Source organism: Pseudonocardia parietis, assembly GCF_017876315.1.
Classification (GTDB): Bacteria; Actinomycetota; Actinomycetes; order Mycobacteriales; family Pseudonocardiaceae; genus Pseudonocardia; species Pseudonocardia parietis.
In genome coordinates this window covers 6,733,644-6,747,891 of the sequence record NZ_JAGINU010000001.1, presented here as the reverse complement: position 1 = coordinate 6,747,891, position 14,248 = coordinate 6,733,644, and the positions used below count along the sequence as shown (strand labels likewise).

Below are 14,248 nucleotides of genomic sequence, written 5' to 3'. Positions count from 1 at the left end.
CCGTACTCGCGACGCCGGGACGGCCGCCGCTGGTGACCGGCCTGTTCGCCGGTGGCGGAGACGGGAACTACGAGCAGGCGGGCGGCGTTCCGCCCGCGTCCAGGGTCTCCAGCGCGGCGACGGCCTCGTCGAGCGTCCCGACCCGGGCCAGCACCAGCCCGTCCGGGGCGTCCGCCGCCGCCTCCGCGCAGTTCGCCGCGGGCACCAGGAAGACCTGGGCGCCGACCTCCTGCGCCTTGAGCATCTTGAACCGGATGCCGCTGATCGGACCGACCCCGCCCTCGGCGTCGACGGTGCCCGTGCCCGCGACGAACCGGCCCCCGGTCAGCGGGCCGGGCGTGAGCTTGTCCACCAGTGCCAGGCTGAACATGAGGCCCGCGGACGGCCCGCCGACGTCCCCGAGGGTGATCTCGAGTTCCTGGCCCTGCGTCGGAGAGGTGGCCGGCGTGATCCCGAGGAACGCCCGTGCCGGGTCGGCGGGGTGCGCGGCCGGGGTGACGGTGATCTCCCGGGGTGTCCCGTCGCGCACGATCGCCATGGTCAGCGGTTCACCGGGCGGCGCAGGGGCGAGGGTGTCGAGCAGGACCTGCACCGACGGGATCGGCATGCCGGAGACCGCCCGGATCTCGTCACCCGGCTCGAGTACACCGGCCGACGGCGAACCCTCGGTGAGCGTCCCGACCGTCACCCGGGTCGGCAGACCGAGATGGGTGAGCGCGGCGGCCTCGGCGTTGGCGATGGAGCCGTCGAACTCCTGCTGGTTCTGCGCCGTCACCTGCTCGGAGCTCTCCCCGGGCGGGTAGAGCGACGAGCGCGGCGCCAGCCGGTGGTTGCCCGAGGCCCACAGCCCCAGGGCGCCCAGCGTCGTGATGCCGTCGGTGACCCCGACGGTGGTCATGTTGAGGTGCCCCTCGGTGGGGTAGGTCGGCAATCCCTCGGCGGACACCACCGGCGTGCCGTTCACCTCGCCGAGGGTGTCGAACGTCGGGCCCGGCCCCAGCGCCACGACGGGGGCCGGCACCACCGACCCCACGACCGTGAGGCCGAGCAGCACCAGCAGCGCCGTCACCCACGTCGAAGATCGAACGCCCACGCGCGCACCCTACGGTCGGGATCGGGGTCCGGCGCGGCCGGGTGCGCCGGGGAAAGCGCGGTCGGCCTGCGTCGATACCGGTCACCCGAGGGTGACGGGGACGTGTCCGAAGTGTCGTGTTCGAGATGAAATCGCCCGACACGCCGGGACTCAACCGGGAACTCACGGCGTCGCCGTAGAGTTGAACCGGAGAACCGTGCCGTCGCTCCCCGCCGGCCGTGTCTTTCGAGTCGTACCCGAGCTGTGGAGCGTGCCCGTGTCGTCCATGCGGCCCCCCGTGGGAGCGCCGTCGCTGACCCGTCGAACCCGGATTCTGCTGGTCGCCGCGGGCGTCCTCGTAGTGCTCCTGCTCGGCGGCTCGCGCCTGCTGAACTTCTACGTCGACTATCTGTGGTTCGGTGAGGTCGGTTTCCGGGGTGTGCAGCTCACGCGGCTGTTCACCCAGATCGTGCTGTTCGGTGTCGTCGGCCTGGTGGTCGGCGGCCTGATCGCCCTCACGTTGTGGCTGGCCTACCGGTACCGCCCGGTGTTCGTGCCGGTGTCCGGTCCGGAGGATCCGGTCGCCCGGTACCGGACGACGATCATCCAGCGGCTGCGCCTGTTCGCCGTCGGCGTGCCGGTGCTGATCGGCGTGGTGGCGGGCCTCGCCGCGCCGGTGCAGTGGCAGACCGTCCAGATGTTCCTGCACGGTACGCCGTTCGGGGAGGTCGACCCGGAGTTCGGCAACGACATCGCGTTCTACGCGTTCACCCTGCCGTTCATGCGGATGGTGCTGAACTGGCTGTTCGTCGCCATCGCCATCTGCTTCGTGCTGGCGCTGGTCACGCACTACATCTTCGGCGGCATCCGGCTCACCGGCCGCTCCGGTTTCGTCTCCACCGCCGCGCGGGCCCAGCTCGCCGTGCTGGCCGGTGTGTTCGTGCTGCTCAAGGCGGTCGCCTACTGGTTCGACCGGTACGACCTGCTGTGGTCGAACCGCAACTCCGAGACGTTCTACGGCGCCACCTACACCGACCTCAACGCGGTGCTCCCGGCCAAGCTGATCCTGCTGATCATCGCGGTCGTCTGCGCGCTGGCGTTCTTCGCCGCCGCGTTCCGGCAGAACCTGCAGATCCCGGCGGTCGCCGTGGTCATGCTGGTGATCTCCTCGATCCTGGTCGGCACCGCGTTCCCGCTGGTGCTGCAGCAGTTCGTCGTCGCGCCGAACGCGAACGAGCGCGAGGCTCCGTCGATCGAGCGGAACATCGCCGCGACCAGGAACGCGTTCGGCATCGGGCCGGACAAGGTCGACATACAGCCCTACGCCGGTGACTCCGAGGCGACACCGACACAGGTGCGGGCCGACACCGACACCATCCCGAACATCCGGCTGCTCGACCCGGGCAAGCTGAACCGCACGTTCACCCAGCTCCAGCAGCGCCGCAACTTCTACGGCTTCACGCCGAACCTGGACATCGACCGGTACACGGTCAACGGGCAGACCCAGGACTACGTCATCGCGGCCCGGGAGATCGACGCGAACGCCCTGGTCGGGAACCAGCAGGACTGGATCAACCGTCACCTCGTCTACACGCACGGCAACGGGATCGTCGCCGCGCCGGCGAACCAGGTGAACGCCGCGCTCGAGGACGCGGGTGGTCAGGGCGGTCTGCCGAAGTTCACCGTCTCGGACACCCAGACCGAGGGCCAGATCCCGGTCGACCAGCCGCGGATCTACTACGGCGAGCTGCTGGACAACCAGTACTCGATCGTCGGTGCGGAGCCGGGCACCCCGCCGCGGGAGTACGACTCCGACGAGGCGCAGTACACCTACACCGGCGCCGGCGGCGTCCCGATCGGCGGGATCTTCGACCGGGCGGTGTTCGCGCTGGCCTACGGCGAGCGGAACATCCTGTTCAACAGCTCGATCAACGACGACTCGAAGATCATGTACGTCCGGAACCCGCGGGACCGGGTGCAGGCCGTGGCGCCGTGGCTGAAGCTGGACAACGACCCGTACCCGGCGGTCGTCGACGGCCGGGTCAAGTGGATCGTCGACGGCTACACCACGCTGCAGGACTACCCGTACGCCGAGCGCGTCCAGCTGGGCGAGACGACGGCCGACTCCCGGCTCGGGCCCGGCGGCCAGCAGCTGCCCAACGAGACGGTCAGCTACCTGCGCAACTCGGTGAAGGCCACGGTCGACGCCTACGACGGCACCGTGAAGCTCTACGCCTTCGACGAGTCCGACCCGGTGCTGCAGACCTGGCAGAAGGCGTTCCCGGGCACCGTCGAGCCGCGCTCGGCGATCAGCCCGGACCTCGAGGCGCACCTGCGCTACCCGGAGGACCAGTTCAAGGTCCAGCGGGAGCTCCTGACCCGCTACCACGTGGACAACCCGGGCGAGTTCTTCTCGACGGTGTCGTTCTGGGACGTCCCGTCCGACCCGACGGTGCAGGGCGGAACGGGCGGAACCGGTGGCTCGCAGGACGCGCAACCGCCGTACTACCTCTACGCCGGGCTGCCCGGCCAGGACGGCCCGTCGTTCCAGCTCACCAGCGCACTGGTGAGCCTGAGACGTCAGTTCCTGGCGGCCTACGTCTCGGCGAGCTCGGATCCGGCCACCTACGGCCAGCTCACCGTGCTGCAGCTGCCGAACGAGACGCAGACGCTGGGCCCGCAGCAGGTGCAGGCGCAGTTCCTCGGCTCGCCCGAGGTCTCGTCCGAGCTGAACCTGCTGCGCCAGAACCAGACGACGATCGACTACGGCAACCTGCTCACCCTCCCGGTGGCCGGCGGCCTGCTCTACGTCGAGCCCGTCTACATCGAGCGGGCCGGGCAGGACGCGTCCTACCCGCAGCTGGCCCGTGTGCTGGTGAGCTACGGCGGCCGGGTCGGTTACGACGCCAGCCTGTCCGCCGCGCTGGACCAGGTGTTCGGTGCCGGTGCCGGTGCCGCCGCCGGTGGGGCCGCTCCGACGCCCGGTCAGCAGCCGGCGCCGCAGACGCCTCCGGCCGAGGGCGAGGCGCCCACCACGCCGGCGGCGCCGAACGCGGCACAGACCGCGGCGGCCCAGGAGATCCGGCAGGCGCTGAACGACCTCAAGGCCGCTCAGCAGGCCGGTGACTTCGCCAAGCAGGGCGAGGCGCTGGCGGAGCTGGACCGCGCGGTCTCGTCGTTCCAGAGCACCGGCGGCTGATCACCGCAGGCCACGACGGGCCCGGTACCCCCAGCGCGGGGGTGCCGGGCCCGTCATGTACGGTAGTGACACAACACAGAGACGGGATGCACGCAGTCCCGATCGACGCGGGGTGGAGCAGTTCGGTAGCTCGCTGGGCTCATAACCCAGAGGTCGCAGGTTCGAATCCTGCCCCCGCTACAACGCAGACGAAGGCCCCCGGATCACTCCGGGGGCCTTCGTCGTTGTGTGTGCGGGCGTCGCGGGAGCCGTCGTTCTCGTGGCGCCGTCGTGTCGCGCGCGGTCGTTCTCGGCCTCGGGTGCCGGGGCGGTGGGTCCCGCTCGGCGGGTGGGGGCCCCTGCGGAGGCCGTCAGGGCTGTCATGTACGGTAGTGACACAACACAGAGACGGGATGCACGCAGTCCCGATCGACGCGGGGTGGAGCAGTTCGGTAGCTCGCTGGGCTCATAACCCAGAGGTCGCAGGTTCGAATCCTGCCCCCGCTACCACACGATGTCCCAGGACAGCGGAAAAGGGCCGGACCTACGGGTTCGGCCCTTTTGCTGCCGGTCGCCGGTCGCCGGTCGGGGTCCGGCCACGGCGAACCCGCCCGGCCGGTGAGCGACCCTCCGCCTCAGGACCCGTGCGGTTCGACCTCCAGCACCCGGTAGCCCTTCTCCGACGTGAGCCGGGTCGTCGGGAAGCCCTGGTCCTCCAGCCACTGCTGCAGCGAGTCCGACCCGAGGTTCTTCGCGACGACGAGGTAGGCCCGCCCGCCCGGCATCAGCCGCGGCAGCCACCGCAGCAGCAGGCCGTGCAGGGCCGGTTTCCCGGACCGGATCGGCGGGTTCGAGTAGATGCCCGCGAAGGCCAGATCGGCCGGCACCTCGTCCGGGTGGCAGGCCGTCACGTTGCCCAGCCCCGCGGCGGTCGCGTTGCCCCGGGTGAGGCCCAGCGCGCGCTCGTTGAGGTCCACGGCCCACACCGGCAGCCTGCGGCGCCGGGACGCGAGCGTCAGCGCGATCGGCCCGTACCCGCACCCGACGTCGAGCAGCGGTCCGCGGACCGGGGGCATCGGCGCGGCGTCGAGCAGCACCTTGGTCCCGCGGTCGATCCGGCCCTGCGAGAAGACCCCGGTGTCGGTCGCCAGCTCGAGATCGACACCTGCGGTGTGCAGGCGGACCGATCCCGGTCGGCTCGCGACGGACGGTGTGCTGCTGAAGTAGTGGTCACCCACGCCGCAGGATGCTACGGCGCGCAGAATGGAGCCATGACCACCCCGCACGACGTGCCGATCCGTGAGGAACCCATCCGGATCGGCCAGTTCCTCAAGCTCGCGAACCTCGCCGAGGACGGCGGGCACGCCCGGGAGCTCCTCGAGTCCGGCCTGGTGACGGTGAACGGCGAGCCCGAGTACCGGCGGGGCGCGCAGCTGCACCGCGGCGACGTCGTCACCGTCGACGGGCACCGCGCCCGCCCCGCTTAGCGGCTCAGGTCCCCGTCACCAGCCCAGCTGGCGCTCGAAGTGGTCGGCGAACAGCGGGGCCATCGTCTCGGCGTAGGTCGCGGTCAGGTGGTTGTCGTCCATGTAGACCAGCACGTTGCCGACCTCGGCCGGGCAGAGCTCCGGATCGCAGATGGCCGGTGCGGTGTCGACGAACGACACGTTCGGCGGGACGTCGGGCACCGCCGCGTACGGCGGCGGCGTGGGATAGACGTCGTGCCGCGGGAGCCCGCAGGCCTCGGCGTGCCGGCCCTCCCGGCTGATGCACTCGGGCACGAAGAAGTCCGGGCGCGGGTTGTCCCGCACCGCGACGACGTGCACCCCGGCCTCGTGCATCCGCCACCAGGCGTCGACGAAGCCCTGCGGGGTCACCTCGGTGAGCCCCGGACGGGCCTCCCTGGTGGCCAGCGTCAGCACGGCGTCCGGCTGCAGTCCGGCCAGCTCCTCGGCGACCGCGCCGTTCCAGGCGGTGCAGCCGTCGTCGGCCGGGTCGGTCTCCGACACCGTGGAGAACGGGCAGGCCCCGCGGAACATGCCGACGATCTCCCAGTTCCGCTGCGCGGCGACCGGCATCAGGGAGGCGACGTACTGCTGGGCGTGCGAGTCACCGACCACGGCGAGGGTGCGCTCGGCGGGCTCCTCGCCGGGGGGCGGGATCGTGCAGTAGTGGATCTCGACGTCGTCGCGCTGGAGCGGGCCGCAGTTCCAGGTGCCGCGGTGGTAGCTCCAGTCGTCGGGCGCCCCGGCCAGCGAGGGCGTGAGCGCCACCTCGGCGGCGGGGTTCCCGGCCGCGGGATTCTCGTCGGCGGGGTTCTCGGCAGCAGGGTCCTCGTCGGCCAGGCCCGCGTACTCGAAACCGGGCGCCAGCGCGACGGCACCCGGGTGACTCGGCGAGCCGGCCTCGACCTGCACCGAGGCCCGCACGGTGGCGGCGCCGAACCAGCCCGCGGAGCCGATCAGCACGACCAGCGCCAGCGCGCCACCGGCGCGCAACGCGTGCCGCACGCCGAGACGGCCGATCGGCTCCTCGACGAACCGGTGGGTGAGCCAGGCGAGCACGAACGACACGGCGACGACGGCGGTGCCCGCGCTCAGCGAGAGCCGCTCTTGGCCGGTGGTCACCAGCGTCAGCACCAGGATCGGCCAGTGCCAGAGGTAGAGCGGGAACGAGAGGTCCCCGACGGTCCGCAGCACCGGGCCCGACAGCAACCGGTCGACCCCGAGCCGGTGCCCGGACCGCCCGGCCACCAGCACCATCGCCGCCGCCAGCGTCGGCCACAGCGCCGCCCAGCCCGGGAACGCCCGGTCGACCGGGAGCAGCACACCGCAGGACACCAGCGCCAGCACGCCGAACCAGCCCAGCGTCGCCCGGGTGCCCGGGGTCAGCTCCGGGCGGTCCTCGATCCGGGAGATCCAGAGCGCCAGCAGGCCACCGAGGGCGAACTCCCAGACCCGGGTGAGGGAGTGGAAGTAGGCGAGCGGCTGGTTCACCAGCGTCAGGTACACCGAGTAGCCCAGCGACGCCCCGCCGATGGCCAGCAGGGTGCCGGTGAGCCGGGTGTGCAGGTCCGCCCGGTCCCGCTGCGCGGCGAGCACCACCCCGGCCACGAGCAGCGGCGCGAGGAGGTAGAACTGCCCCTGGATGGACAGCGACCAGAAGTGCTGGACGATGCTCGCCGCATCGTTGCGCGCCGCGTAGTCGACGGCACCTGCCGCGAGCTCCCAGTTCTGCAGGAACAGCAGCGACGCCACGGTCTCGCGGACCGTCGAGAGCCATCGGCTCTCCGGCAGCAGCACCGCCCCGGCCACGACGCCCGCGGCCAGCACCACGGTGATGGCGGGCAGCAGGCGGGACAGCTGGCGCCGCCAGGTGGCGAGGATGTCGACCCCGCCCCGGACGCCCGCCCGGTACAGCCCGCCGACGATCAGGAACCCGGTGATCAGGAAGAACACGTCCACACCGCCGGAGACCCGGTCGAACCAGACGTGGTAGGCGACCACCAGCAGCACCGCGAGGGCACGCAGTCCCTGCAGCTCGGGCCGGAAACGGGAGCGGGAACCGCTCGGCGCGGCGCCGGTGCGGGCGGACGGTGCGCCACCAGGGGTCGTCACGAGCCGGGGGCTCCTCTCGGGCGGTCAGTAAACCCGACTTTACTTTCGCCTCGTGCGACGACGACGGCGGCCGGCAGGTTTCCCTGCCGGCCGCCGTCGAGGTGTGACGCGGTGTGGATCAGTATCCGATGTAGCCGCCGGCGGATCCGGTGCGGCCACCGGCCTCGAGCGTCTCGACGCCGTAGCGGTCGACCATGTAGCGGACGCCCGCGGTGATGTTCGCGATCGGGTCGGTGACGCCCCGGTCGGCGAAGTCCGGGTGCACGTAGGCCTCGAACGTCGACGGGATGACCTGCATCAGGCCCTCGGACGGGGTGCCTGCGGAGGCGTTGGAGTCCCAGTCGTTGATGGCGTCGGGGTCGCCGTTGGACTCCTTCATGATGATCTGCTTCAGGCCATCGGCGTAGGACTGTGGCATACCCATGTGGTCCAGCGCCTCGGCGATCCAGGCGTCCACACCGCCCTGCGAGATCAGCGCGTCGAGCCGTGCCTGCTCGGCCTGCCGCTGCTGCTCGGCCGCGGCCGCCTTGCGGTGCTCCTCGGCGATCGTGGCCGCGATCTCGTGCGCCTTGCCCAGTGACGCGAGGTCGCTGGCCCCGGCGGGGGCGGCGGTGGCCTGCAGCGCGCCGGTGGCGGCGCCGGAGTGCTCGAAGGAGACCGGGCTGAAGTAGCCCGAGGGGCTGCCGTCGGCCGACGACGTCGCCGACGGGATGGCCGTGTCGAACGCGGCCAGCGTCGTCGCCGTCGTGGTCTCCTCGGCGTCGGCCTCGGTCGCCGTGCCGTCCACCGTGGTCGGTACGACGGCGGCGAACGCGCCGGAGGCGAGCACACCGAAGGCGGCACCGGTCGCCGCGGTGCGGGTTCCGGCTCGGCGGGCGGCGTGGGTGTGCGCCGGTCCGGCCTGTCCTGGGGAGCGGACGGTTCGGGCAGCGGTCATTGCTGCGGGTGCGGTCGCCACGGGTCGGGGGAACACGCGGCGGCCACCGGGGGAGCGGTGTCCTGACAAGGGGGAAACCCTTTCGAGATCAACGGACAGCGCCGTCGCGAGCGGCCGGGTCGGGGGGCCCGGGTGAGCCGGTCGGGGGGCCGGCTCCTGGCCCGCTCGTGATCGGGCCGTGATGACTGGCAAGAACCGTAGAGGCACCGGTCGGGCGGGTCCAGCCCTGGGGGCGTCCGTCGCCGCGCAGGAGACACCGTTCACCGAGAAATCGATCTTGCACGTCCGGTCGGGCAACCCGACGGGCGGCATATCGGTGCCGACGGACGGTCGTCGCCGCAGGTCGCGGGCGTGGTGTGCATGTCATGATGCTGAAGCAAGCTTCACTGTCCGGCGTGGAGGTTCCAGCGCTCCGGGCGGTGCCCCCGGATCGAGGAGGTGTCGGGACGGATGGAGTCGAGTGATCTCCTGACGATCGGCGAGATCGTCGAGCGGAGCGGCTTCCCGCACTCCGCGCTGCGCTACTACGAGCGGGAAGGGCTGATCACCGCGAGCCGGACGAGTGGCGGGCAGCGCCGCTACCGGCGCAGCACGCTGCGCCGGCTCGCGTTCGTCCGGGCAGCCCGTTCGATCGGCATCGGACTGGACGAGGTGCGGTCCGCGCTGGACTCGCTGCCCGCCGAGCGGACGCCGAACAAGGCGGACTGGTCCCGGTTGTCGAAGGCGTGGCGCAGCCGGCTCGACGAGCAGATCGAGGCGCTGGTCGCGCTGCGGGACGGACTGGACGGATGCATCGGCTGCGGCTGCCTGTCCATGACGTCGTGCAGGTTGCTCAATCCCGGCGATGTCGCCGCCGCCCAGGGGGAGGGCGCCCGGCGCCTGCCCTCGGCACTGCGCAAGCCTCCCGTGCACGGCAGGTGAGGCCGGGTCCCCGAGCCGGGCACGGCAGGTGAAGCCGGTCTCCGAGTGGCCCGCGGGCCCTGCGGCGCTGGCTAGTGTGGCGGCCGTGACGGATCTGGTACCGGACCGCTGGTTGACCTTCGACGGCCTCACCAACGCCCGCGACCTGGGTGGCCTGCCGCTCGAGGGCGGCGGCCGGGTCCGGCCGGGCGTGCTGTTGCGCACCGAGTCGCTCGAGGACCTCAGCCCCGGCGACGTGGCCCGGCTCACCGGCGACCTCGGCGTCGTGCAGGTGCTGGACCTGCGCAAGGACGAGGAGCTCGTGGTGTACGGGGCCGGAGCGCTGGCCGAGGCCGGCATCACCGTGCACCGGCTGAGCTTCATCCCGGACACCGGGCGCGCGCTGCCCGAGCTCGGCGAGGACACCGACCCGATGGTCGGGCACTACCTCGGCTACCTCGGCGACCGCGCGGTGAACGTCGTCTCCGGGGTCCGCCGGGTCGCCGAGCGGGAGACCGGGGCCACCCTCGTGCACTGTGCGGCCGGCAAGGACCGCACCGGCGTGCTGGTCGCGCTGATCTCCTCGGCCGTCGGGGTCGCGCGCGAGGACGTCGTGGCCGACTACGCCCTGTCCGCGACCCGGATCGAGGCGCTGTTCCGGCGCTGGACGGCCGGTCGCGGCGAGCCGATGCCGCCGGAGGAGGACCTCGACCGGCACCGGCCACGGGCCGAGATCATGCAGACCTTCCTGGAGCTGCTCGACGAGCGGCACGGCGGCCCGGTGCAGTGGCTGCTGGACAACGGCCTGACCGAGGACGAGCTGGTCCGGCTGCGAACCCGGCTGCGCGACGACGACCCGGCCTGACCGGCGTCCGCGCCGGGCGAGGCTTTACGGCAGTTCCTCGATCGGGACCATCGGGTCCAGCTTGCGCAGTGACCCCGGGTCGCCGGTGACCGCGGGCCAGCCGCGGCGGCGGGCTGCGGTGACGACCTGGCCGGTGACGATGTCGTCGAGGCCCTGGCTGGCCATCAGCAGCCCCGCCTCCTGCGCGCTCTCCGGGGACAGCTCGTGGATCACGGTGTTCGGGAGGCCGAGCAGGACCTGCAACGCGGCGTGGTGCTCGGCCTCCACCATCGACCAGGCGCGGCCGAGTGCGGCGCTGGGCACCGCGAGCACGATGTTCTCCTCCACCGCGGCCCAGACGAGGGCTCGCATGTAGACGGGGCGGCCGGTGGCGAAGGCGGCCAGCGCGGAGGCGTCGAGAACGCGTCCGCCGATCATCGGGCGGCTGCGCCGACGGCCACGGGCGGGACCGGGCGCAGGGAACGCCGCGCCGCGTCCAGCTCGTCGGCCGGCGGGGGGCCGCCGTAGAGGCTCGCCAGGGTGGCCAGGGAACGGTCCCGGTGCTGCCTCGCCTGGACGGCCTCCGCCACGTAGGCGGACAGGCTCGCCGCAGTTCCACGGGACACCGCGTCCCGTGCTTCCGCTACCAGCTCGGCCGGCAGCGTGACCGTCACTCGCTCGCTGCGCATACCGGAATGCTACTCCCTGCATACTGCGGTGGCCACGCAGCACGCCGGGGCTGGGCAGGTTACCGACGGGTATGCAAGGCTGCCGGGAGGGACAGTGGCGACCTCACGCAGAACGGTGCACGCATGGACCTGACCTTCACCCCGGCCGAGGAAGAGTTCCGGGCGGAGCTGCGCTCCTGGCTCGCGGCGCACATCCCTCAGGAGTGGACCCGGGCCGGGTTCTGGGAGTCCCTCGGCGACGACGAGAGCTTCCGCCTGCGCCGGGACTGGGAGCGGGACAAGGCCGACGCCGGGTTCGCCGGTATCGGGTGGCCGACCGAGTACGGCGGCCGTGGCGGGACGCCGGGGATGAAGGCCATCTACGACGAGGAGATGGTCCGCGCGTACGCCCCGCGCACGGTCAACACGCTGGGTCTCACCTTCCTCGCGCCGACGGTCATGGCGATCGGCACGGACGCGCAGCGCAAGGAGATCATCGGACCGATGCTGCGCAACGAGGTGATCTGGTGCCAGGGCTTCTCCGAGCCCGGCGCCGGGTCCGACCTCGCGGCGCTGTCCACCAAGGGCGTCCGGGACGGCGACGACTTCGTCGTCAACGGGCAGAAGGTGTGGACGACCAACGCCGTGCACGGCGACAAGATCTTCACCATGGTCCGGACCGAGGCCGGCTCGCAGAAGCACCGCGGCATCTCGATGCTGCTGATCGACATGAACCAGCCCGGGGTCACGGCGCGTCCGCTGAAGCAGATGAGCGGGGCGAGCGAGTTCGGTGAGGTGTTCTTCGACGACGCCCGCGTCCCGGCGACGGACTGCCTCGGCGAGATCGGCGACGGCTGGCGCACGGCGATGCTGCTGCTGTCGTTCGAGCGCGGGGCGTCCGGCATCTCCCAGTACACCGAGTTCCGCAGGCAGTACGACGAGATCGCCGCCGTCGCGCGGAAGCTGGGCCGCGACCGCGACCCGGTGATCCGCGACGAGCTCGCCCGCGTCCTCACCGAGCTGGAGTGCCTGAGGCTGCACTCGATGCACGTGCTCACCCAGGTCGAGCAGGGCCGCGACCTCGGGTTCGAGGCGTCGATGACCAAGCTGCAGTGGTCGGAGACGTTCCAGGACCTCTGGGAGGTCTACGACCGGATCCTCGGCGAGGACGCCACGCTCGACACCCTGGCGGACGGCACCGACCTGCGGCCGATGCACGCCCAGGCCATGTGGTCCCGCTCGGTGACCATCTGGGGCGGCTCGTCCCAGGTCCAGCGCAACATCACCGCCGAGCGCGTGCTCGGCCTGCCTCGTTAGCCCCGGCAAGGAGTCCCCATGTATTTCGCGCTCACCGAGGAGCAGCAGGAGTTCGGCAAGGCGGTCCGCGGCTACCTGGCGGAGCGGTTCGATCTCGCCGCCGTGCGGGAGGTCGTCGAGGCGAGCGACTCCGACGGCAACCCGGCGGCACTGTGGACGGCGGCCGGCGAGCAGGGCTGGCTCGCCGTCACCGTCCCCGAGGAGCACGACGGCCTGGGGCTGGGCCTGGTCGAGGCCCAGGTAATCGCCAGGGCGCTCGGCGCGGGCGTCGCACCCGGGCCGTGGCGCGGCACCGTGCTCGCCGCGGAGGCGATCCGGCTCGCCGGATCCGACGAGCAGCGGGCGGCCTGGCTGCCGAGGATCGCGGCCGGCACGGCGATCGGCGCGTTCACCACCCGCGGCAGCGTCTCCACCGGCCTGCCGGTGGTGGAGTACGGGGCGGTCGCCGACGTCGTCGTGGGGCCGTCCGAGCCGGACCTGCCCGGGCTGTCCCTGATCACCGGGGCCGCCGCGACGCCGGTCGGCAGCTACGACGGCACCACCCGGCTCGCGTCGCTGTCCGCCGGTGGCGGCTCCACGGCCGAGCCGCTGCCCGGCGCCACCGTGGAGCTGCAGAAACAGCTGACCGACCGGGCCACCGTGCTCGTCGCCGCGGATCTCGTCGGGATCGCCCGGGAGGCGCTGACCCGCACCGTCGCCTACGACCGCGAGCGCGAGCAGTTCGGCGTGCCGGTGGGCTCGTTCCAGGCGATCAAGCACGCGCTCGCCGACCTGCACGTCGGGGTGACAATGGCCGAGCACGCGGCGCTCTACGCCGCCCACGCGCTCGGAACCGGGCTCGCCGACGCCGATCTCGCCGTCGCCGTCGCGAAGGCCAAGGCGAGCGAGGTGGCGCTGCGGTCGACCGAGGCGATGATCCAGTACCACGGCGGTATCGGGTACACGTGGGAGCACGAGGCGCACCTGTTCTACAAGCGCGCCCGGCGGCTCGCCGGCCAGTACGGAGACGTCGCGACCCAGCGGGAGCGGATCGCTGCGCTGACGGTCTGAGCCCGCTTCGGCCCTCTGCGCACAATGGATACCGCGCATCCGGCGTAAGCAGGGTGAATGTGCCGTGTGGACTCGCGCCCGGGCGCCGACCGTGGGACCGTCGCACGATGGCCCCCGTCACACCGGTCAACGCCACGGCTGCCGCCCTGCTCGGCCTGCTGCACAGCGGTCCGATGACCGGTGGCCAACTGGTCTCGGCGGCGGGTGAGCGGTTCGGGCTCTTCTTCTCGGTCACCCGCAGCCAGGTCTACCGCGAGCTGCCGGCGCTCACCGAGGAGGGCCTGCTCCGGCTGGGCAAGCGGGGAGCTCGGGCCAGCCAGCAGTACGTCCTCACCGCCGCCGGCAAGCGCGCGTTCAAGGCGTGGCTGGCCGCGGGCGGCGACGCCGACGCGGTCCGCAGCCCGCTGGTGCTGCGGCTGCTGCACGCCGGGACGTTGACGGTGAAGCAACGCACCGAACTGCTGCGGTCGGCGCGGGAGGCCTATGCCGAGCGCCTCGCCGCGGCCCGCGCCGCGGCCCGTGCCACCGACGACCCGTACGGCAGGCCGGTCGCCGACTTCGCCGTCGCGCACACCCGCGCGATGATCAAACTGATCGACGCGATCCCGGAGGAGTGAGCCACCGGGCGGATCGCGGGGGAGCCGGCCGACACGCCGCCCACCCCG

General features: G+C 72.3%; 13 protein-coding genes and 2 tRNA genes. 9 read left to right on the top strand and 6 right to left on the bottom strand.

The genetic code is table 11. The features are described 5' to 3' along the window. Positions 1–67: 67 nt before the first annotated feature. Positions 68–1,093, bottom strand: a complete 1,026-nt coding sequence (locus JOF36_RS31840; RefSeq protein ID WP_307862690.1) for a YlbL family protein — start codon at positions 1,091–1,093, stop codon at positions 68–70. Between the two features lie 265 nt (positions 1,094–1,358). Between JOF36_RS31840 and JOF36_RS31835 the strand changes: the two genes are divergently transcribed. The 3 genes from JOF36_RS31835 to JOF36_RS31825 all read left to right on the top strand — a co-directional run bounded on the left by JOF36_RS31835 (position 1,359) and on the right by JOF36_RS31825 (position 4,760). Next, positions 1,359–4,271 carry a UPF0182 family protein gene (locus JOF36_RS31835; RefSeq protein ID WP_210034228.1) on the top strand — a complete coding sequence of 971 codons (2,913 nt, stop codon included), beginning with the start codon at positions 1,359–1,361 and terminating at the stop codon, positions 4,269–4,271. Positions 4,272–4,377: 106 nt separating this feature from the next. Then, positions 4,378–4,451: transfer RNA gene (locus JOF36_RS31830), tRNA-Met, on the top strand. A 232-nt stretch (positions 4,452–4,683) separates the two neighbouring features. Beyond that, positions 4,684–4,760, top strand: a tRNA-Met gene (locus JOF36_RS31825). Between the two features lie 125 nt (positions 4,761–4,885). Here the strand turns inward: JOF36_RS31825 and JOF36_RS31820 are convergent. Further along, on the bottom strand, positions 4,886–5,488 hold the full coding sequence (locus JOF36_RS31820) for a class I SAM-dependent methyltransferase (RefSeq protein WP_210034227.1): 603 nt from the start codon (positions 5,486–5,488) through the stop codon (positions 4,886–4,888). 33 nt (positions 5,489–5,521) lie between these two features. Here JOF36_RS31820 and JOF36_RS31815 point away from each other — a divergent pair, with 33 nt between their 5' ends. Then, complete coding sequence (locus JOF36_RS31815; RefSeq protein ID WP_210034226.1) at positions 5,522–5,737, top strand: RNA-binding S4 domain-containing protein; 216 nt, start codon at positions 5,522–5,524, stop codon at positions 5,735–5,737. A 15-nt stretch (positions 5,738–5,752) separates the two neighbouring features. On the opposite strand, the gene JOF36_RS31810 is transcribed toward JOF36_RS31815, so the two are convergent. Further along, positions 5,753–7,867 (bottom strand): acyltransferase family protein, encoded by a 2,115-nt coding sequence (locus JOF36_RS31810; RefSeq protein WP_210034224.1) that lies wholly within the window; start codon positions 7,865–7,867, stop codon positions 5,753–5,755. Positions 7,868–7,985: 118 nt separating this feature from the next. After that, positions 7,986–8,804, bottom strand: coding sequence for a transglycosylase SLT domain-containing protein (locus JOF36_RS31805; RefSeq protein ID WP_210034221.1), 819 nt, complete (start codon positions 8,802–8,804; stop codon positions 7,986–7,988). Between the two features lie 450 nt (positions 8,805–9,254). Between JOF36_RS31805 and soxR the strand changes: the two genes are divergently transcribed. Together soxR and JOF36_RS31795 are read left to right on the top strand one after the other, a co-directional pair. After that, positions 9,255–9,725 carry a redox-sensitive transcriptional activator SoxR gene (gene soxR, locus JOF36_RS31800; RefSeq protein ID WP_245351055.1) on the top strand — a complete coding sequence of 157 codons (471 nt, stop codon included), beginning with the start codon at positions 9,255–9,257 and terminating at the stop codon, positions 9,723–9,725. A gap of 85 nt (positions 9,726–9,810) precedes the next feature. Further along, positions 9,811–10,569, top strand: a complete 759-nt coding sequence (locus tag JOF36_RS31795) for a tyrosine-protein phosphatase (protein ID WP_210034220.1) — start codon at positions 9,811–9,813, stop codon at positions 10,567–10,569. Positions 10,570–10,593: 24 nt separating this feature from the next. Here JOF36_RS31795 and JOF36_RS31790 read toward each other — a convergent pair whose 3' ends face one another. Together JOF36_RS31790 and JOF36_RS31785 are read right to left on the bottom strand one after the other, a co-directional pair. After that, entirely contained in the window at positions 10,594–10,986 is a 393-nt protein-coding gene (locus JOF36_RS31790; RefSeq protein ID WP_210034218.1) for a hypothetical protein, read from the bottom strand. Then, a complete protein-coding gene (locus JOF36_RS31785) occupies positions 10,983–11,237 on the bottom strand; it encodes a hypothetical protein (protein ID WP_210034216.1) in 255 nt (84 codons plus the stop codon). Before JOF36_RS31785 ends, JOF36_RS31790 begins: the two co-directional genes overlap by 4 nt. 123 nt (positions 11,238–11,360) lie before the next feature. Between JOF36_RS31785 and JOF36_RS31780 the strand changes: the two genes are divergently transcribed. The 3 genes from JOF36_RS31780 (at position 11,361) to JOF36_RS31770 (ending at position 14,200) form a co-directional block, all read left to right on the top strand. Beyond that, entirely contained in the window at positions 11,361–12,533 is a 1,173-nt protein-coding gene (locus JOF36_RS31780) for an acyl-CoA dehydrogenase family protein (protein ID WP_210034214.1), read from the top strand. Between the two features lie 18 nt (positions 12,534–12,551). Continuing rightward, on the top strand, positions 12,552–13,583 hold the full coding sequence (locus JOF36_RS31775) for an acyl-CoA dehydrogenase family protein (protein WP_210034212.1): 1,032 nt from the start codon (positions 12,552–12,554) through the stop codon (positions 13,581–13,583). A 107-nt stretch (positions 13,584–13,690) separates the two neighbouring features. Next, the gene (locus tag JOF36_RS31770; RefSeq protein WP_210034210.1) at positions 13,691–14,200 is read left to right on the top strand and encodes a PadR family transcriptional regulator; all 510 of its coding nucleotides are present in this window, start codon (positions 13,691–13,693) and stop codon (positions 14,198–14,200) included. The last annotated feature ends 48 nt before the right edge of the window (positions 14,201–14,248 follow it).

Bases quoted from the DNA above. Each gene is read 5' to 3' on its own strand.
- JOF36_RS31835 (WP_210034228.1), top strand. From the start codon at position 1,359: ATGCGGCCCCCCGTGGGAGCGCCGTCGCTGACCCGTCGAACCCGGATT.
- JOF36_RS31815 (WP_210034226.1), top strand. From the start codon at position 5,522: ATGACCACCCCGCACGACGTGCCGATCCGTGAGGAACCCATCCGGATC.
- JOF36_RS31805 (WP_210034221.1), bottom strand. From the start codon at position 8,804: ATGACCGCTGCCCGAACCGTCCGCTCCCCAGGACAGGCCGGACCGGCG.
- soxR (WP_245351055.1), top strand. From the start codon at position 9,255: ATGGAGTCGAGTGATCTCCTGACGATCGGCGAGATCGTCGAGCGGAGC.
- JOF36_RS31790 (WP_210034218.1), bottom strand. From the start codon at position 10,986: ATGATCGGCGGACGCGTTCTCGACGCCTCCGCGCTGGCCGCCTTCGCC.
- JOF36_RS31785 (WP_210034216.1), bottom strand. From the start codon at position 11,237: ATGCGCAGCGAGCGAGTGACGGTCACGCTGCCGGCCGAGCTGGTAGCG.
- JOF36_RS31780 (WP_210034214.1), top strand. From the start codon at position 11,361: ATGGACCTGACCTTCACCCCGGCCGAGGAAGAGTTCCGGGCGGAGCTG.
- JOF36_RS31775 (WP_210034212.1), top strand. From the start codon at position 12,552: ATGTATTTCGCGCTCACCGAGGAGCAGCAGGAGTTCGGCAAGGCGGTC.
- JOF36_RS31770 (WP_210034210.1), top strand. From the start codon at position 13,691: ATGGCCCCCGTCACACCGGTCAACGCCACGGCTGCCGCCCTGCTCGGC.